Raw genomic sequence first — 18,475 nt, forward strand, 5'->3', positions numbered from 1 at the left:
GTATCCGAAAGTTCGATCTCGGCGCGGTAGCGTTCGATCTCGGCGCGGTAGCGGTCGTGCCGGGCCTGGAGTTCTTGCGTACCCATCGCCATGGTGCCGCACCTCATGCGGCCGGACCGGCCCCCAGCACGACGATTTCGGCCGCGTCGAAGCTCACACCGACCTCGTCCCCGGGCTCCGGCGCGTCCCGCAGCGCGCACGCCGCCTCCAGGCGCGGTGCGCCCTCCGGCTGGAGGTGCACGGCGACATGGGTGCCCCGGAAGGTGCGCGCGGCCACGGTGCAGCGCAGCCCGTCGGCGACATCGATCAGGCGCACTCCGGCGGGCCGTACAAGCAGCGCGCACGCCCCCTGCGATGAGCCCTCCGGCACCGGCACCTTGCCCCACGCCGTGTCCGCGACGGCCCCGGTCACCGTCGCGTCGACCACGTTGTCGAAGCCGAGGAAGCGGGCCACGAACTCGTCCACCGGCCGCTGCCACACCTCAAGAGGCGTGCCGGACTGGGCGATCCGCCCGTCCCGCATCACCACGACCCGGTCGGCCAGCGCGAACGCCTCGCCCTGGTCGTGCGTGACCGCCAGCACGGTCGTCCCCAACTCCCCGAACAGCTCCCGGAGTTCGACGACAAGCCGCTCCCGCAGCGAACGGTCCAGCTGACCGAGAGGCTCGTCGAGCATGAGCAGCCGGGGACGCGGGGCGAGGGCCCGGGCCAGCGCGACCCGCTGCTGCTCACCGCCGGACAGCTCGCCGACCCGGCGGCGCCCGGCCCCGGGCAGCCCGACCAGCTCCAGCAACTGCCTTACCCGTACGGCCCGTTCGTCCTTCGCCGCACCGTGCATACGCGGCCCGAAGGCGACGTTGCCGGCCACGTCCCGCTGTGGGAAGAGCTGGTGGTCCTGGAACATCAGGCCGACACCGCGCTTGTGCGCGGGCACACCTCGCTGGTCCTGCCCGTCGAGCAACACCCGCCCGCCATCGAGGGGTTGCAGCCCGGCGACCACGCGCAGCAGCGTCGACTTGCCGCTGCCGCTGGGCCCCAGCACGCATACGATCTCGCGCTCGGCGACCTCCAGCCCGACCGCGTCCAGCACCGTCCGCCCGTCGAACCGTACGGTCGCGTCCTCAAGCCCGAGCAACATCAGAACTCCCCCGTGCGATCGGTACGGAGGCGCTCCAGCACCAGCAGGGCCACCGCGCACACCACCATCAGAATCGTCGAAAGGGCCATGGCCTGGCCGTAGTTGAGGTCTCCGGGCCGCCCGAGCAGCCGTGCCACGGCGACCGGCAGTGTCGGGTTGTCGGCGCGCGCGATGAACACGGTCGCCCCGAACTCCCCGAGCGACACGGCGAAGGCGAACCCGGCCGCGACCAGCAGCGCCCGCCGCACCATCGGCAGATCGACCTCGCGCCACACCCGCCACGGCGACGCCCCGAGCACGGTCGCCGCCTCCCGCAGCCGCTCGTCCACCGCGCGCAGCACGGGCAGCATGATCCGTACGACGAAGGGGACGCCGACCAGGGCCTGGGCGAGCGGCACCAGGATCCAGGACGACCGCAGGTTCAGCGGCGGCTCGTCCAGCGCGATCAGGAACCCGAAGCCGACGGTCACCGCGGACACCCCGAGCGGCAGCATCAGCAGCGCGTCGAAGCCCCGGACGAGACGGCCGGCCCGCCGGGTGAGCGCGGCTGCGGCGAGCCCGCCGATGAGCAGGGCGATGGCGGTCGCCGCGAGCGCGTACGTGAGCGAGTTGCCGACCGCCTCGATCGGCGCCACCAGGAAGATCCCGCTGTCGTCGCTGGTCAGCGCCTTGTAGTAGCCGAACCCGGGTGCGTCGAGCGACCGTTCCACCAGCACGCCCAGCGGCAGCAGGATCAGTACGACGACGGTGACGAGGACCCCGCCCAGCAGCGCCCACTGCCCCGCCCCGCGCGGCCGCCGGGCCGTGAGCGACGCGTCCACCAGCCGCAGCGCGGTCTCCCGCCGCCGTACGGTCCACGCGTGCACGGCGAGGATCAGTCCGACCGCGACGAACTGCACGAGCGTCAGCACGGCGGCCGTCGCCAGGTCGAAGATCTCCGAGGTCTGCCGGTAGATCTCCACTTCGAGCGTCGAGAAGGTCGGCCCGCCGAGGATCTGCACCACTCCGAACGAGGTGAAGGTGAAGAGGAAGACCATCAGCGCGGCGGCGGCCACAGCGGGTCCGAGCGCCGGCAGGGTCACCTTCCGCCAGGCCGCGAGCGGCGACGCCCCGAGCATCCGCGCGGCCTCCTCCTGCCGCGGGTCGAGCTGCGCCCAGAGCCCGCCGACGGTCCGTACGACGACCGCGTAGTTGAAGAACACATGCGCGAGCAGGATCGCCCACACCGTGGTGTCCAGTCGTACGCCCCACAGCTCGTCGAACAGCCCGCCCCGCCCGACCAGTGCCAGGAACGCCGTACCGACGACCACGGTCGGCAGCACGAACGGCACGGTCACGACCGCCCGCAGAGTCTCCTTGCCCCTGAAATCGAAGCGCGCGAACACATACGCGCCGGGGAGCGCGATCAGCAGCGTGAGCGCGGTCGAGACGAGCGCCTGCCAGGTGGTGAACCACAGCACGTGCCGGATCCCGGAGTCTCCCAGCACCTCCCCGATCCGCCCGAGATCCCAGGTCCCGTCGGCCTTCAGCCCTCGGACGACGATCGCGGCGACGGGATGGGCGAAGAACACCCCGAAGAACACGACGGGCAGCACCATGAGCCCGAGCCGCGCCACGCTCCCCGGCCGACGGGGTGCACGCGGCGCGGCCACGGTCTCCTTGGCCGCTTCTGCTACTTCAGTACGAGCGAGGTCCACGACTTGACCCACTGATCGCGGTTCTCGGCGATCTTCTCCGGCGCCATGGTCTCGGGGTCCTTCGCCGCGGGCCCGTACTCGGTGAACTCGGCGGGCACGGACGCCCCCTCGACCACCGGGTACACGAACATGTTGAGCGGCATGTCCTCCTGGAACTTCTTCGAGATCAGGAAGTCGATCAGCGCCTTGCCGCCCTCGGCGTTCTTCGCGTTGCTCAGCAGCCCCGCGAACTCGATCTGCCGGAAACACGTCCCGGTCGCGACCCCGGTGGGCGCGGTCTTCGGCTTCGGGTCCGCGTAGACGACCTCGGCGGGCGGCGAGGAGGCGTACGACACGACGAGCGGCCGGTCGCCCCCGGCCTTCTTGCCGTCCGTCGACCCGGAGAACTCCTGGTAGTACGCCTGCTCCCAGCCGTCGACGACCTTCACACCATTGGCCTTGAGCTTCTCCCAGTAGCCCTCCCACCCGTCGTCGCCGTACTTCGCGGCCGTACCGAGGACGAATCCGAGCCCCGGCGAGGAGGTGGAGGCGTTCTCGGTGACGAGGAGGTCCTTGTACTCGGGCTTGACGAGATCGTCGAACGACTGCGGCGGCTCGATCTTGTTCTTGCTGAAGTACGCCTTGTCGTAGTTGACGCAGATGTCACCGGAGTCGATGGGCGTGACCCGGTGCTCGTCCTGGTCCAGCTGGTACTCCGCGCCGACCTTGTCGAGCCCTTTCGCCTCGTACGGCTGGAAGAGGCCGTTGTCGAGCGCGCGGGACAGCAGCGTGTTGTCGACGCCGAAGAACACGTCGCCCTGCGGGTTGTCCTTGGTCAGGATCGCCTGGTTGACGGCCTGCCCCGCGTCCCCGCTCTTGAGCACCTTGACCTTGTACCCCGACTCCTTCTCGAACGCCTTCAGCACGTCCTTGGAGTAGGCGAAGGAGCCGTGGCTGACGAGGGTGACGGTCTTGGAGCCGGTGCCGCTGTCGCCCGATCCGGACGACCCGCACGCGGACAGCGTGACCAGGCCCAGTCCGACGACGAGAACCGTTGCCTTCTTGGTGATGTGCACTGAATCGATTCCTCCTGGGGTGACCAGGAAGAGACGCGGCCCTGCCCGGGACCGTCGGAGGTTCCGAAGGCTTCCGGGCAGGGCGCAACAGCTTGAGTGAAGACCGAACTTCCTACCCAGAATGACCTGGGCGAGGTTCAGAGGGTCTGCGGCCTGGATGCCGCACTCTCAGCGCTGTGGCGCTCCCCTGTCGGAATATGAATATGTACGTACGGGTCTCAGACTACCTCTCGGTCGCCGCGAGCTGACCGCACGCCCCGTCGATCTCCTGTCCGCGGGTGTCCCGGACGGTCACCGGCACCCCGTGGGCGGCGATGGCCTCGACGAACGCCTTCTCGTCCTCGGGCCGGGAGGCCGTCCACTTCGAGCCGGGAGTCGGGTTCAGCGGAATCAGATTCACATGCACCGGCCTGCCCTTGAGCAGCCGGCCCAGCCGGTCACCGCGCCACGCCTGGTCGTTGATGTCCCGGATCAGCGCGTACTCGATGGACAGCCTCCGCCCGGACTTGGCCGCGTACTCCCATCCGGCGTCGAGGACCTCCCGCACGTTCCACCGCGTGTTCACCGGCACGAGCGTGTCGCGGAGCTCGTCGTCCGGCGCGTGCAGGGAGATCGCGAGCCGGCACTTGAAGCCCTCGTCCGAGAACCGGTGGATGGCCGGCACGAGCCCGACCGTCGACACGGTGATCCCCCGCTGCGAGAGCCCGAGCCCGTCCGGCTCCGGATCGGTGAGGCGGCGAATGGCGCCCACGACCCGGTTGTAGTTGGCGAGCGGCTCGCCCATCCCCATGAACACGATGTTGGAGAGCCGCGCGGGCCCACCGGGGATCTCGCCGTCCCGGAGCGCCCGCATCCCGTCGACGATCTGATGGACGATCTCGGCGGTGGACAGATTCCGGTCGAGCCCGGCCTGCCCGGTGGCGCAGAAGGGGCAGTTCATCCCGCACCCGGCCTGCGAACTGATGCACATGGTGACCCGGTCCGGGTACCGCATCAGGACCGACTCGACGAGCGTCCCGTCGAACAGCCGCCACAGCGTCTTGCGCGTGGTCTCCTGGTCGGTCGACAGATGCCGTACGACCGTCATCAGCTCCGGAAGCAGCGCCTCCTGAAGCTTGGTGCGCGCACCCGCGGGGATGTCGGTCCACTGCTCCGGGGCGTGCGCGTACCGCGCGAAGTAGTGCTGCGAGAGCTGCTTGGCACGAAACGGCTTCTCACCGATCGCGGCAACGGCTTCCTTACGCTCCGCAGGCGTGAGATCGGCAAGATGCCGCGGCGGCTTCTTGGCTCCACGGGGGGCGACGAATGTGAGTTCTCCGGGCTTAGGCATGGCTCGTCAAGTGTCGCAGATCGTTTGGGGTGACCTGCTGCCACGGCCCTGCCCTCCGGTGGGGCTAGGCGACGGGGTGCTCCAGCCTGTCCTTGAGGTGCTGCTCGTTGCGGGGCAGTTCCTTGCGCATCTGAGGGCGGACGACGAGGGGGACGAGGGCCTTGCCGATGCCCTTGCCCTCGAAGCCGACCTCAAGGGTCACGCGGGAGCGGCGGCCGTCGTCGAGCGGGGTGATCTCGCCGTGCACATGAGGACGGACGGGGCCGTCGATGCCCTGCATACCCCAGACGCGTGGTGGTTCGAACTCGGTGAGCTCCATGGTCATGGGGATGTCCCGGCGGCCGATGTGCCGGGTGATGCGCAGGCGGGAACCGACGCCGACGGGGCCGGGGTCGAGCCGCTCCGTCGCAGTCGCGCTCTCCTGCCATTCCGGAACGTGGGTGAACTCGGTGATGTACGCCCAGACATCCTCCGGGCGGCGATCGATGTCGATCGATTCACGGAAGTCGGACATGAAGCCCGCCCCCTTTCAGGGCGATCCCCCCTACAAGGGCTTCCATGAGACCCCTACAAGGGCCTCCACGAGAATCGTCCCACCGTGCCTCCCGCGGGTCCACGGCAAGAAGCCCCCGCCCGGAACAGGGCGGGGGCTCACTCACATCGCGTACGCGCTCGTCAGCCAGAGCCCACGAACAGCACCAGCAACAGCCAGACCACCGGAGCGGTCGGGAGGAGGGAGTCCAGGCGGTCCATGATCCCGCCGTGGCCCGGCAGGAGCGTGCCCATGTCCTTGATGCCGAGGTCCCTCTTGATCATGGACTCGCCGAGGTCCCCCAGCGTGGCGCTGGCGGCGACGGCGAGACCGAGGAGCAGTCCCTGCCACCAGGCGCCGTCGTCGATGACGAACTGCATGAGCAGGGCGCCCGCGACCATGGCGAAGGCGATCGCGCCGAGCAGGCCCTCGCGGGTCTTGCCGGGGCTGATGCGCGGCGCGAGCTTGTGCGTGCCGAAGCGCCAGCCGACGGCGTACGCGCCCGTGTCGCTGACGACCGTCAGCACCAGGAACACCAGGACCCGCTGCGGCCCGTCGTCGGCGGTGAGCATCAGCGCGACGAATGTGGCCAGGAACGGCACGTAGAAGGCCGCGAAGACCCCCGCCGTGACGTCCTTGAGGTAGTTCTCCGGCGGCTCCGTCATCCGCCAGACCAGCACGGCGAGCGCGGTCAGCGCCATGGCCACCCAGGCGCCCTCCGGCCCGCGCACGTACCCGGCGACGACCATGGCGGCCCCGCCGACCGCGAGCGGCACGAGGGGTGCCTTGATGCCCCGGCGTTCCTGCAGCCGCGAGGTGAGCTCCCACAGCCCGACCACCACGGCGACCGCTATCACGCCGACGAAGACGGCCTTGACGATGAACAGCGACGCGACGATGACCACGCCGAGCCCGACGCCGACCCCTATGGCGGCGCCCAGGTCACGGCCCGCACTCTTCTTCTGCGGGGCGGGCTGCGGGGCGTCGGGCATGGGCTCCGGCTTCTGCGGCGCCCCCCCGTGGGGGTGCGCCGACGGCGTCTCGTCAGGGAACGGGGGGCCGGCCGGTCGAGCGGCCCCCCGGTCGTCGTCCTGGTTCCCGCCCTGCGCGGGTACGTCGGGCACGATGGGCATGGGGCGAGTCTGCTGGGCCTCAGGCGCATCGTACGTGGGACCCGCCGGGGCTTGCCCCTGGACAGGTCCCCGGTCGGTCGGCGCCCAGTACCCGGCTTGTGACGGCGCTCCCCAGGAAGAGTCGTTCATCAGACCTCGAGGAGTTCCGCTTCCTTGTGCTTGAGCAGCTCGTCCACCTGGGCGACGTACTTCGCGGTGGTGTCGTCGAGCTCCTTCTCCGCACGGCGGCCCTCGTCCTCGCCGACCTCGCCGTCCTTGACGAGCTTGTCGATCGCGTCCTTGGCCTTGCGGCGGACCGCGCGGATGGACACCTTGGAGTCCTCCGCCTTGCTCCTGGCGACCTTGATGTAGTCGCGGCGGCGCTCCTCGGTGAGCTCGGGGAACACCACTCGGATGATGTTGCCGTCGTTGCTCGGGTTGACGCCCAGGTCGGAGTCGCGGATCGCCTGCTCGATGTTGCGCAGGGCGGTCTTGTCGAACGGGGTCACCACGGCCATGCGCGGTTCCGGCACCGAGAACGAAGCCAGCTGGTTGATCGGCGTCAGCGCACCGTAGTAGTCGGCCACGATCTTGTTGAACATCGCCGGGTGCGCACGACCGGTGCGGATCGCGGCGAAGTCGTCCTTGGCGACGACGACGGCCTTCTCCATCTTCTCCTCGGCCTCGAGGAGGGTCTCTTCGATCACCACTTGCTCCTGCGTGTCTTGAGTAGGCCCGGCAGCTGTACTTGGTCAGGTCGGCGGCCGGCTGCGTCGCGTCTTATTCCTGCACGGTTCCCGACCGGCAGGACATTGTCCATCCCCCGGTCAGGCTCCGTCCCCCGGGCAGGGGAAGGCCCCGGTCAGGCCCGGCTTCCCTGATCACCCACGAGAGTGCCGATCTTCTCACCCTTGACGGCCCGCGCGATATTGCCCTCCTTGAGAAGCTCGAACACGAGGATCGGAAGCTTGTTGTCGCGGCAGAGCGTGATCGCGGTGGCGTCGGCGACCTTGAGCTCGCGGGTGATGACCTCGCCGTAGCCGAGGGAGTCGAACCTGACCGCGTCCGGGTTGGTCTTGGGGTCGGAGTCGTAGACCCCGTCCACGCCGTTCTTGCCCATCAGCAGCGCCTCGGCGTCGATCTCCAGGGCGCGCTGGGCGGCGGTGGTGTCGGTGGAGAAGTACGGCATGCCCATACCGGCGCCGAAGATGACCACGCGGCCCTTCTCCAGGTGGCGCACGGCGCGCAGCGGGATGTAGGGCTCGGCGACCTGGCCCATGGTGATGGCGGTCTGGACCCGGCTGTCGATGCCCTCCTTCTCCAGGAAGTCCTGGAGGGCGAGGCAGTTCATGACCGTGCCGAGCATGCCCATGTAGTCCGAGCGGGCCCGGTCCATGCCGCGCTGCTGGAGTTCGGCGCCGCGGAAGAAGTTGCCGCCGCCGATGACGACCGCGATCTCTGCTCCATCGCGTACGACGGCCGCGATCTCCCGGGCGATGGCATGCACCACGTCCGGGTCGACGCCGATGGCACCGCCCCCGGAGAACGCCTCTCCGGACAGCTTCAGCAGATACCGGCCGCGTACTTTGCCGTCGTCGCTCTTCTCGGGCTTGGTGGTCATGGAGATTCGCCTCTTTACGTGTCGCACATACGAAGAAGGCCATTGCCGGTGGGGTGGTGTTCGCATCCCATGCGCGGCAATGGCCTCCTCGTCAGATCTGCTGCCGTCCGTCGCGCGTCACGCGCGCGCGTGGCGTGCGTACGCGAACGACTGCACTCGACCCTATCGGGGCCGGGCGCCCGTCGCGTAACGGACTCAGATGCCGACCTTGATGCGCGTGAAGCGCTTCAGGGTGACACCGGCCTCGTCCAGGACCTTCTGCACGGACTTCTTGTTGTCCAGCGCGTACGGCTGGCCGAGCAGCGTGGCGTCCTTGAAGAAGCCGTTGAGGCGACCCTCGACGATCTTCGGCAGGGCGGCCTCGGGCTTGCCCTCGGCGCGGGTGGTCTCCTCGGCGACGCGGCGCTCGGACTCGACGACCTCGGCCGGCACGTCCTCCTTGGAGAGGTACTTCGGCGCGAAGGCGGCGATGTGCTGGGCGATGCCCTTGGCCACGTCGGCGTCGGCCTTGTCCAGCTCGACCAGGACACCGATCTGCGGGGGCAGGTCGGGCATGGTGCGGTGCATGTAGGAGAAGACGAAACCGTCGGCGTACTGCGCGAAGCGGTCGAGGACGATCTTCTCGCCGAGGTTGGCGTTGGCCTCGTCCACGAACGCCTGGACGGTCTTGCCGGCCTCGATCTCGGAGGCGAGCAGGGCCTCGAGGTCGGCCGGGGAGGTCTTGGCGACGTGCTCGGCGATCGCGGCGGCGGCGGCCTGGAACTTCTCGCCCTTGGCGACGAAGTCCGTCTCGCACTTCAGCTCGACCAGGACACCGGAGGTGTTGTCGTCGGCGATGAGGGAGACCACGGCGCCGTTCTCGGCGGAGCGGCCCTCGCGCTTGGCGACGCCCTTCTGGCCCTTGATGCGCAGCGCCTCGACGGCCTTGTCGACGCTGCCCTCGGCCTCGTCCAGGGCCTTCTTGCAGTCCATCATGCCGGCGCCGGTGAGCTCACGGAGCTTCTTGACGTCGGCGGCGGTGTAGTTCGCCATGATCTGTGAATCTCTTCTCGGAGTTCGAAGTCTCGAATCGGCGTCCGCCCCCGCGCACAGGGCGGGCGCCCGCCGAAGATCTACGGGCTGTGAAGATCTACGGCCACGAAGATCTAGTGGCTGTGGATGAACGGCGGGTGGCGTGCTCGGCGCCACCCGCCGTCATCTCGACAGCCTTACGACCGTGAAGGTCAGGCCTGCTCGGTGTCCGCGGCCGGAGCCTCGGCGGCCTCAGCCTCAGCGGCAGGGGCCTCGGCCTCGACGGCGGCCTCAGCCTCAGCCGGGGCCTCGGCCGGGGTCTCGGCAGCAGCCGGAGCCTCAGCGGCGGCCGGGGCCGCGTCCTCGGTGTCAGCCTTCTTCTCGCCCTCGAGCAGGTCGCGCTCCCACTCGGCCAGCGGCTCGGCCGCGGCCTTCTCGCCCTTGCCCTCGGTCGCGACACGCGAGCGGGAGATGAGGCCCTCGGCGACCGCGTCCGCGATCACGCGGGTGAGCAGCGTGACGGAGCGGATCGCGTCGTCGTTGCCCGGGATCTTGTAGTCGACCTCGTCGGGGTCGCAGTTGGTGTCGAGGATGGCGACGACCGGGATGTTGAGCTTCCGGGCCTCGCCGACCGCGATGTGCTCCTTCTTGGTGTCCACGATCCAGACGGCGCTGGGCACCTTCTGCATCTCGCGGATACCGCCGAGGGTCTTCTCCAGCTTGGCCTTCTCACGCGAGAGGACCAGGAGCTCCTTCTTGGTCAGACCGGAGGCCGCGACGTCCTCGAAGTCGATCTGCTCAAGCTCCTTGAGGCGCTGCAGACGCTTGTAGACGGTCGAGAAGTTGGTGAGCATGCCGCCCAGCCAGCGCTGGTTGACGTAGGGCATGCCGACGCGGGTGGCCTGCTCGGCGATGGCCTCCTGCGCCTGCTTCTTCGTGCCGACGAACATGACCGTGCCGCCGTGGGCGACGGTCTCCTTGACGAACTCGTAGGCGCGGTCGATGTACGACAGCGACTGGAGCAGGTCGATGATGTAGATGCCGTTGCGCTCCGTGAAGATGAAGCGCTTCATCTTCGGGTTCCAACGACGGGTCTGGTGACCGAAGTGGACGCCGCTTTCCAGCAGCTCCCGCATCGTGACGACGGCCATGGCCGTTCTCCTTGAATTTCTCGGTTGTGCCGCGGGAACCGGACGGCTCCCGCGCCTGACGCCCGCGATGCGCCGTTGCCACTAAGGACCGAGGGGCGCTGATACGGACCACAGACGGGCCTCGTACCGGGGCGTGCGAAGTCGACCCGGTGACCCGGATCGCCATCAGAAGTGTACGGGACCCACGAGGCCCCGGGTGACGCCGATATCCACAACCGGCGAGTACTCCACAGATCCCGGCCGGATCGGCCCGTTCACGGGACGCTTCCGCCATGTCTCACGAGCGAACGAAGCTGCGAGCACGATCACGAGCACGACTACGTGCCTGGCTGACGCTGCTGTCCTGCCTGACGGCAACCCTCCTGGGCACGGCCTGGACGACAGCGCCACGCGCGGCCCCGGGGGCGCCGACCGCCGAGGAGTCCGTACCCGCCGTGGGCCGCGCCTGGCCGGTGGGCCTCCGCCCCTCGGTGGTCCGCGCCTGGGAGCCCCCGCCCACCACCTACGCCCGGGGCCACCGGGGCGTCGACCTCTCCGCCCCACCCGGCTCCCCGGTACGAGCGGTCGCGCCGGGCCGAGTGTCCTTCGCGGGCCGGGTGGCGGGCCGAGGAGTCATCGCGGTCGAACTCTCCGACACCGGCGACCCACCCCTGCGCACGACCTACGAACCGGTACAGGCGTCGTTGAAGAAGGGCGACGAGGTCACCACAGGCACGATCCTGGGCACCCTGGAAGCCGCCCGCTCCCATTGCCCGACAGCATGCATGCACTGGGGCCTGCGCAGAGGGGAGACCTACCTGGACCCGCTGTCGCTGCTGCCGCCGTGGCTGCTACGAAGGGGACCATCACGCCTGCTGCCGCTGTCTTGACCGCAGGTGGCCGAGCCGCAGGGGCAGCTGCCCACCGCGTCCCTCTGCCCCAGCTGCGGGCAGTCGTGCCGCCGGGGGCGGCACGGGTGGGCGCAGCGGCACCCGGCCGGCGCCGGTGAGCGATACCCCGCCCCGAGCTCAGCCCTGACGCCGGGCACCTGGCGATGAAGGCCCAGGCTCCGGGCGCCCGGAGCCCCGCACGCTCAGCCCCGCACGCCCCGCAGAGCCATCCCCACAGCCGCCTCGGTGATGGCGGACGGATCCTCCGCCGCCCCCAGCTCGATGCGCCGCACAGCCGCGTCCACGACGCCCTGCAACAGCATCGCGGCCAACCGAGGCTCCGCGTGCCCCAACCCCGCGAGCGCCTCCACGATCATCGCGACGAGCCCACCATGCGCGGCCCGGATCTTCTCCCTGGCCCCGGCATCCAGCTCACTCGCGGAGATCGCTACCACAGCCCGGTGCCGCCGGTCCCCGACCAGCTCCAGCTGCTTGCGGACGTACGCCTCGACCTTGCCCTCGGCCGAGTCGACCGCGGCCATCGCCGCCTCGACCTCCGCCGCCCATACGGGAAAGTCGACCTCGCACAGCTCCTCGACCACCGCGGCCCGCGACCGGAAGTACTCGTACACGGACGACCGCGCCAGCCCCGTGCGCTCGGCGAGCGCCGGGAACGTCAACGCCTCCGTCCCACTCTCGGACAGCAGGGATCGAGCCGCGTCCAACAGGGCGGCTCGCTGCATCGACCGGTGCTCGGCCACAGAGGCCGCTCGAATCCTTGGCACCTCAACCACTTTACGGACGGACCGCCACCCACGGGAGTGCCTTCCCTCGACCGGCCCCCGACCGGCCCCGGCCGAAACCCCAGCGAAGCCCCCAGAAGCCCGGACAGGAACCACATCCGGCCAGGTCGGACCGGCTCAGCGGCCGAAACTGGCCAACTTCGCCCGCAACTGCAGCACCGACTTCGTGTGGATCTGGCTCACGCGGCTCTCGGTCACCCCCAGCACGTTCCCGATCTCCGCGAGCGTGAGCCCCTCGTAGTAGTACAGCGTGACGACGGTCTTCTCCCGGTCGGGCAATGTGTTGATGGCCCGCGCCAGGAAGCGGCGCAGTTCCCTGTCCTCGGCGACCTCGACCGGGTTGTCCGCGGCCGTGTCCTCCAGCGTGTCCATCAGGCTCAGCCGGTCGCCGCCCTCGCCCCCGACATGCAGCAGCTCCTCCAGCGCCACCACGTTGGCCAGCGACAACTGACTGAAGACGGCGTGGAGTTCGTCGACCGCGATCCCCATCTCGGCGGCCACCTCGCCCTCGCTCGGGGTGCGTCTGAGCCGCGACTCCAGCGTGGCGTAGGCCCGCTCCACGTTGCGCGCCTTCTGCCGCACCGACCGGGGGATCCAGTCCAGCGCGCGCAGCTCGTCGATCATCGCGCCCCGGATCCGGGTGATCGCGTACGTCTCGAACTTGATTTCCCGGTCGATGTCGAACTTCTCGATCGCGTCGATGAGCCCGAAGACGCCGGAGGAGACGAAGTCGGCCTGCTCGACGTTGGCCGGCAGGCCGACGCTCACCCGGCCGGCGACGTACTTGACCAGGGGTGAGTAGTGGAGGATCAACTGCTCGCGCAGCCGTTCGTCGCCCGTCGTCTTGTAGGTCCGCCACAGCTCGTCGAGTGTCGAGGGGGCGGGCGGGCGCACGGTGCCGCGAGCGGCGGGAGGTACCGCCGCCCGGTCAGACCCGGAGGTGTGCTGGGGCATTCGTCGCCTTGTGCCGTTCTGCCGTGAACTGGGGGTGCCTGGGTGAGCTGTCGGTCTGATGTCGAGTTGCCTGTCCTGAGTCGGAATCCTCGTGAGCGTAGCGTGACTGGGGAGTCGCAGTGCGCGAAGGGCGGCGGATCGCTCGTACGCAGATACGTTCCGCTGGACGCCCCACCGGGTCACGAAGATCGCGCTGTGTGACCGGCCCGGGACGCCAACTACCGGAAACCGCAAGGCTGTCGGCGTTCCCCCGGACGGCCGAACACGCTCGGTCACCTTCGCCTCAGATCGGGCGAGACGGAGATCATCGCCTGGCGTGTCAACTTCCAGCCGTCGCCGTGTCGTTCGACGTAACCAAGTGATCGGAGTTCGTACAGTCTCCCGACCGCGTCGTCCACCGTCGTGCCCGCGCCCCGGGCGACCTCCTCGACAGCCGCGGTCCCCCGCCCGGGCAGGGCGGCGAGCACCTGCCGGGCGCCGGGCTCCAGCAGGTCACGAGGGAGCACCGGCCCATGCCGGTCCGGGGCCAGCTCCCCCATGTCACCCACCAGCTCGACGACTTCCGCGGCGTCGGACACGAGCAGGGCGCCCCCTCGCAGAAGCTCGTGCACGCCGGCCGAGAGGGCCGAGGTCGCCGGCCCCGGCACGCCCATCGTGAACCGACCCAACCGCTGCGCGGCCCGCGCCGTGACCAGCGCCCCACTGCGGTAGGCCGCCTCCACGACCACGGTCCCTCTGGTGAGCGCGGCGATGACCCGGTTCCGCAGGATGAACCGGCTCGGTGTCGGATGCTCCCCCGGCGACAACTCCCCCACCACCAGGCCCTGTTCGGCGATCCTGCCGATCAACTGCGCATGCCCCCTGGGATACGGCCGGTCCACCCCGCAGGCCAGCACGGCGACGGTCGCCCCACCGACCCCGAGCACACCCCGGTGAGCGGCCCCGTCCACCCCGTACGCCCCACCGGACACGACCACCCATCCCCGCTCGGCCAGCCCCGCCCCCAGCGCGGCCGCCATATGGGCCCCGTACTCCGTGCAAGCCCGCGCTCCCACCACGGCCACGGACCGCAACGCCCACATCCGCACATTGGCCTTCCCCCGCACCCACAGCCCCACGGGCCGCCCGTCCCCGAGGTCGTCCAACTGCCCGGGCCACTCTGCATCCCCGGGCACGAGGAACCGGACCCCGGCCTCCCTCGCCTCGGCCAGGTCTCCTTCGGGGTCGGCGCGCCCGGCGCGGGCGCACAGTCCCGCCCACCTCTTCTCCGAGGCGTCCGGCAGCGGTCGCCCGCCCCCGGAAAGCCTCCGCACTACTTCCCGGGCGCCGAGGTCCCGCAGCCACCGCCCGCCCAGTTCGTCTCCGGGTTCGATGACACGGGCGAGGAAGGCGCGGTCGAGCCGCTCGGCATCCGGCGCACCGCCGCCGGTCATGGCTCACCCGCCGACGAGCCACAGGCCGCGGGCGTCATGTCAGCGCCCCGATCGCCATGGGCACCCCGCGAGGGACTCCGGTGCGCAGCTGCAGGGCCAGGTTGACGTCTGTCGCGTCGGGGCGGTCGTGGCCGACGAGGTCGGAGATGGTCCAGGCGACCCGGAGCACCCGGTCCAGGCCGCGCGCGGTGAGGACTCCCCTCTCCAGGCAGCGCTCGGCCTCGTCCATCGCGCCCGGCATCGCGTGCCACCGGCTCCGCAGTTCACGCCCTGGGACCTCGCTGTTCGTCCGCCAGGGTGTGCCGAGCAGCCGCGCGGCCGTCCGCTCCCTGGCCGAGCGCACACGGTCGGCCACCGTGGCCGTGGACTCGCCCCGGGCTCCGCGCCGGGTCAGTTCGGACCGGGTGACCCGGTCGACCTCGACCCGGAGGTCGACCCGGTCCAGCAGCGGCCCGGAGAGCCGGGCCTGATAGCGGCGGATCGAGGCGGGCGGACACTCGCACAGGTCGTCCGTCCGCGAGAAGCGACCACAGGGACATGGATTCGCGGCGAGCACCATCAAGAACTTCGCCGGGAACCGCACGACTCCCGCGCTGCGCGCGATCACGACGTGCCCCGCCTCCAGCGGCTGCCGCAGGGCGTCCAGTGCCTGACCGCTGAACTCGGGGGTCTCGTCGAGGAAGAGCACGCCGCGATGGGCGAGGGAGACCGCGCCGGGACGGGCGACGCCCTGGCCGCCGCCGACGAGGGCCTGCATGGTGGCCGAGTGGTGAGGGGCGCAGTAGGGCGCCAGGTCGACCAGTGGCTTCCCGGCCGGCAGCAGACCGGCGATCGAATGGACCGCCGTGACCTCCAGCGACTCCTCCCTCGCCAGCTTCGGCAGGATGGCCGGCAGCCGCTCGGCGAGCATCGTCTTGCCGGCGCCCGGCGGCCCTTCCAGGAAGAGATGGTGCCCGCCGGCCGCCGCGACCTCCACGGCGGTCCTGGCCGCCGGCTGACCCACGACATCGGCGAGGTCATGGCCCAGGTCGTGCTGCGCGGCCCCCGCGGTGTGCATACCGGTGGCCGCTCCCGTGCCCGGCATACGAAGTCCCGCCATGAGCGGGTCGGGGCGGCCGTCGTCGGGTGCCTCGTCCGGCACGGGTTCGTCCGCGAGCACGGCGATCAGTTGCCGCAGGGTGCGCACCCCCAGAACCGAGACGCCGGACACCAGCGAGGCCTCCGCAGCGGCACACTCCGGTACCACCACCTGCTCGTATCCGGCCTCGGCGGCGGCCAGCACGGCGGGCAGAATGCCCCGCACCGGCCGGACCCGCCCGTCGAGTCCCAGCTCTCCGATCATCACGATGTCGGAGAGCACCCGCGGATCGATCCGCTCGCAGGCGCCCAGGACCGCACAGGCGACCGCCAGGTCGAATCCGCTGCCGGCCTTGGGCACCGATGCGGGACTGAGCCCCACCGTCAGCTTCTTCTGCGGCCACTCGGCACCCGAGTTGACCACCGCCGCCCTGACCCGGTCCTTGCTCTCCGTCAGACTCTTGTCCGGCAGCCCCACCAGCGTGAAGGCCGCGACCCCCGGTTCCAGGTCGGCCTGGACCTCGACGAGGACGCCTTCGACGCCGACGAGGGCCACGGAGCATGTGCGGGCGAATCCCATCAGGCCACCCCCCGCACGTGCTCCACGACGGGGGCGCCGCGGTCGGGGAGGACGACGCCCACGATGTCGATGCGGACACCGCCCGGCGGGCTCCCTCCGTGTTCCTGGAGCCAGCGTTCGGCGAGGCCGCGCAGTCGTTCCGTCTTTGTCGTCGTGACGGCCGCCATGGGGTGTTCGAAGGGGCCGGCCCTGCGTGTCTTCACCTCGCAGACGACCAGTGCGTCCCCGTCGCGGGCCACGATGTCGATCTCGCCGGTCCTGCCGCTGCGCCAGTTGCGCTCCAGGACCGTCATCCCGGCCTCGGCCAGCCGCCGCGCGGCCAGCTCCTCGCCGTACCTGCCGAGTGCACCTCGTGCGTTGCTCATGTCGGCACCACCTCCGGCGCCAACATTGAGGGCAGCTCAGCCCACTATTGGATCTTGGTGGACGAGCGGGCGATTGTGGATAACTTCATCACCCGCACGCATGAAGACCCCTCGGCCTCAGCTGCCCGGCAACTCCAGATCGCTCTTGTTCAGCTCCTCGATGTTCACGTCCTTGAACGTGAGCACCCGGACCTGCTTCACGAACCGAGCCGGCCGGTACATGTCCCACACCCAGGCATCCGCCATGGACACCTCGAAGAACACCTCGCCCTGGACCGAGTGCACCTGCATCTCGTAGTCGTTGGTCAGGTAGAAGCGCCGCTCGGTCTCGATCACGTATTTGAACAGACCGACGACATCGCGGTACTCCCGGTAGAGCTTCAGCTCCATCTCGGTCTCGTACTTCTCGAGGTCCTCGGCGCTCATGGCATGTTCCCCTTCAGCCGTGCGATCCCACCATTGTGCGCCAGTCCCGCGAGCCCCTAGACAATTTCGGTGTCGAGGTCCACGGGTCTGGCCGGGGGACCCTCGTCGAGCAGTGTGCGAAGCAGTTCGGCGAGTCTGGTCGGGTACACCGTCTCATGCGCCCGGGCCAGTTCACCGCACGTCCACCAGCGTGCTCCGGCGACGCTGCGCCGTTCCAGTTCCGTGAGGCCCGCCGCGACGGGCACCACCTGGCGCGTATCGGTGGTCCGGGCGAGGTAGTACCACTCGTCCTGGTCCCAGCGGCGTCCGGCGAAGGGGAAGGAGCACATCCGCCGCCAGAGCACCGGGCCCAGCTCGACATCCGTGATTCCGGTCTCCTCGGCGAGTTCCCGCAGGGCGGCCTCCTCGCGCGTCTCCGCGCCCTCCACACCACCGCCGGGCGTGAACCACCAGTCGTCCGCCGGATCGTCCGGCTCGTGTCCGTGCAGCAGCAGGATGCGCTCCTGCGGATCCAGCAGGATCACCCGGGCCACCTTGCGCAGCCCGCCCTCGTACGTGTCCTCAGCCGACACCGGCCGGCTCCGACTGCGTCGTACGGCCGCGTCCGCCGAATCGCTTGGCCACGGGGCCGTAGGCCGCGCCGCCCAGGACGAGCACCATGCCCACGACCAGCGCGGCGGTGATCAGCCGCAGCGGGCCGGGAGAGGAGAGCGCGCCGAGCTCCTCGAAGCCCGTGGGCCGGGCCAGCATGCCCTCCATGGGCCAGACGACGGCGTCCACGCGCGCGTCCACGCTGGTCCGCGGCACCGTGCCGTTACCGGCCTCCGTGAGGTGCGCGGTGGAGTCCAGGGAGCCGCTGCGCTCGTCGCCGAGGAGGAAGAGCCGGCCCTTGGGGACGGTGATCTCGGGGATGCCGGTCAGCTCGGCGTCCTCGCCCTCGGGCAGATACCCCTCGTCGATCTTCTTGCCGTTGACGGTCAGCTTGCCGTCGGTGCAGCAGGCAACCGTGTCGCCGCCGACCGCCACGACCCGCTTGACCATGGGTGCGTTGCCCCAGGTCTCCTGCCGGAAAACCACGACGTCACCGCGCTCGATCTCGGCGCCGTCGATCCGCTCGGCGAGTATGCGGTCCCCGGAAGTGATGGTGGGGGCCATGGAGTCGGTCGGCACGGTGTAGGGCTGGTAGGCGAGCGCACCCCAGAGGAAGCCGCCCAGGAAGAGCACACAGCCGAGGGCCACGGCCAGTCCCGACAGCTTGCTGCCGAGCCGTCCGTGGCCCTGATCCGTACGACTTGTCGTCCCGCTCATTCCAGTGCTCCCC

Annotated in this window: 19 protein-coding genes; 1 reads left to right on the forward strand and 18 read right to left on the reverse strand. The window is 70.1% G+C overall.

The genetic code is table 11. The features are described 5' to 3' along the window. Positions 1 to 103 precede the first annotated feature (103 nt). The 10 genes from JIX56_RS12100 to rpsB all read right to left on the reverse strand — a co-directional run bounded on the left by JIX56_RS12100 (position 104) and on the right by rpsB (position 10,647). A complete protein-coding gene (locus JIX56_RS12100) occupies positions 104 to 1,138 on the reverse strand; it encodes an ABC transporter ATP-binding protein (RefSeq protein WP_257540063.1) in 1,035 nt (344 codons plus the stop codon). Next, positions 1,138 to 2,835 (reverse strand): ABC transporter permease, encoded by a 1,698-nt coding sequence (locus JIX56_RS12105; RefSeq protein ID WP_443031807.1) that lies wholly within the window; start codon positions 2,833 to 2,835, stop codon positions 1,138 to 1,140. The genes JIX56_RS12100 and JIX56_RS12105 overlap by 1 nt, the downstream gene beginning before the upstream one ends. Beyond that, a complete protein-coding gene (locus JIX56_RS12110) occupies positions 2,811 to 3,890 on the reverse strand; it encodes a thiamine ABC transporter substrate-binding protein (RefSeq protein WP_257540065.1) in 1,080 nt (359 codons plus the stop codon). The genes JIX56_RS12105 and JIX56_RS12110 overlap by 25 nt, the downstream gene beginning before the upstream one ends. Before the next feature lie 223 nt (positions 3,891 to 4,113). Continuing rightward, positions 4,114 to 5,220 (reverse strand): 23S rRNA (adenine(2503)-C(2))-methyltransferase RlmN, encoded by a 1,107-nt coding sequence (rlmN, locus tag JIX56_RS12115; protein ID WP_257540067.1) that lies wholly within the window; start codon positions 5,218 to 5,220, stop codon positions 4,114 to 4,116. A 64-nt stretch (positions 5,221 to 5,284) separates the two neighbouring features. After that, a complete protein-coding gene (locus tag JIX56_RS12120; RefSeq protein WP_257540069.1) occupies positions 5,285 to 5,734 on the reverse strand; it encodes an SRPBCC family protein in 450 nt (149 codons plus the stop codon). Positions 5,735 to 5,895: 161 nt separating this feature from the next. After that, positions 5,896 to 7,014, reverse strand: a complete 1,119-nt coding sequence (locus tag JIX56_RS12125) for a phosphatidate cytidylyltransferase (RefSeq protein WP_257540071.1) — start codon at positions 7,012 to 7,014, stop codon at positions 5,896 to 5,898. After that, a complete protein-coding gene (gene frr, locus JIX56_RS12130) occupies positions 7,014 to 7,571 on the reverse strand; it encodes a ribosome recycling factor (protein ID WP_037696051.1) in 558 nt (185 codons plus the stop codon). Before frr ends, JIX56_RS12125 begins: the two co-directional genes overlap by 1 nt. A gap of 155 nt (positions 7,572 to 7,726) precedes the next feature. Beyond that, positions 7,727 to 8,485, reverse strand: coding sequence for a UMP kinase (gene pyrH, locus JIX56_RS12135; protein ID WP_257540073.1), 759 nt, complete (start codon positions 8,483 to 8,485; stop codon positions 7,727 to 7,729). Positions 8,486 to 8,680: 195 nt separating this feature from the next. Then, positions 8,681 to 9,517, reverse strand: a complete 837-nt coding sequence (tsf, locus tag JIX56_RS12140) for a translation elongation factor Ts (protein WP_257540075.1) — start codon at positions 9,515 to 9,517, stop codon at positions 8,681 to 8,683. 191 nt (positions 9,518 to 9,708) lie between these two features. Then, a complete protein-coding gene (rpsB, locus tag JIX56_RS12145) occupies positions 9,709 to 10,647 on the reverse strand; it encodes a 30S ribosomal protein S2 (protein ID WP_257540077.1) in 939 nt (312 codons plus the stop codon). A 272-nt stretch (positions 10,648 to 10,919) separates the two neighbouring features. Here rpsB and JIX56_RS12150 point away from each other — a divergent pair, with 272 nt between their 5' ends. Further along, on the forward strand, positions 10,920 to 11,516 hold the full coding sequence (locus JIX56_RS12150; RefSeq protein WP_257540079.1) for a M23 family metallopeptidase: 597 nt from the start codon (positions 10,920 to 10,922) through the stop codon (positions 11,514 to 11,516). A 203-nt stretch (positions 11,517 to 11,719) separates the two neighbouring features. Here JIX56_RS12150 and JIX56_RS12155 read toward each other — a convergent pair whose 3' ends face one another. The 8 genes from JIX56_RS12155 to lepB all read right to left on the reverse strand — a co-directional run bounded on the left by JIX56_RS12155 (position 11,720) and on the right by lepB (position 18,462). Continuing rightward, positions 11,720 to 12,277 (reverse strand): TetR/AcrR family transcriptional regulator, encoded by a 558-nt coding sequence (locus JIX56_RS12155; protein WP_257550828.1) that lies wholly within the window; start codon positions 12,275 to 12,277, stop codon positions 11,720 to 11,722. A 159-nt stretch (positions 12,278 to 12,436) separates the two neighbouring features. Beyond that, complete coding sequence (whiG, locus tag JIX56_RS12160; RefSeq protein WP_257540081.1) at positions 12,437 to 13,273, reverse strand: RNA polymerase sigma factor WhiG; 837 nt, start codon at positions 13,271 to 13,273, stop codon at positions 12,437 to 12,439. Positions 13,274 to 13,545: 272 nt separating this feature from the next. Next, the gene (gene dprA / locus JIX56_RS12165; RefSeq protein WP_257540082.1) at positions 13,546 to 14,706 is read right to left on the reverse strand and encodes a DNA-processing protein DprA; all 1,161 of its coding nucleotides are present in this window, start codon (positions 14,704 to 14,706) and stop codon (positions 13,546 to 13,548) included. Between the two features lie 34 nt (positions 14,707 to 14,740). Then, positions 14,741 to 16,363 carry a YifB family Mg chelatase-like AAA ATPase gene (locus JIX56_RS12170; protein WP_257540084.1) on the reverse strand — a complete coding sequence of 541 codons (1,623 nt, stop codon included), beginning with the start codon at positions 16,361 to 16,363 and terminating at the stop codon, positions 14,741 to 14,743. Continuing rightward, entirely contained in the window at positions 16,363 to 16,728 is a 366-nt protein-coding gene (locus tag JIX56_RS12175) for a YraN family protein (RefSeq protein ID WP_257540086.1), read from the reverse strand. Before JIX56_RS12175 ends, JIX56_RS12170 begins: the two co-directional genes overlap by 1 nt. 117 nt (positions 16,729 to 16,845) lie before the next feature. Continuing rightward, positions 16,846 to 17,154, reverse strand: a complete 309-nt coding sequence (locus JIX56_RS12180) for a DUF2469 domain-containing protein (protein ID WP_005311352.1) — start codon at positions 17,152 to 17,154, stop codon at positions 16,846 to 16,848. Between the two features lie 56 nt (positions 17,155 to 17,210). Continuing rightward, positions 17,211 to 17,726, reverse strand: coding sequence for an NUDIX hydrolase (locus JIX56_RS12185; RefSeq protein ID WP_257540088.1), 516 nt, complete (start codon positions 17,724 to 17,726; stop codon positions 17,211 to 17,213). Further along, the gene (gene lepB, locus JIX56_RS12190; protein ID WP_257540090.1) at positions 17,716 to 18,462 is read right to left on the reverse strand and encodes a signal peptidase I; all 747 of its coding nucleotides are present in this window, start codon (positions 18,460 to 18,462) and stop codon (positions 17,716 to 17,718) included. Before lepB ends, JIX56_RS12185 begins: the two co-directional genes overlap by 11 nt. Positions 18,463 to 18,475: the final 13 nt, after the last annotated feature.

This window comes from Streptomyces sp. CA-210063, from assembly GCF_024612015.1.
GTDB lineage: Bacteria > Actinomycetota > Actinomycetes > Streptomycetales > Streptomycetaceae > Streptomyces.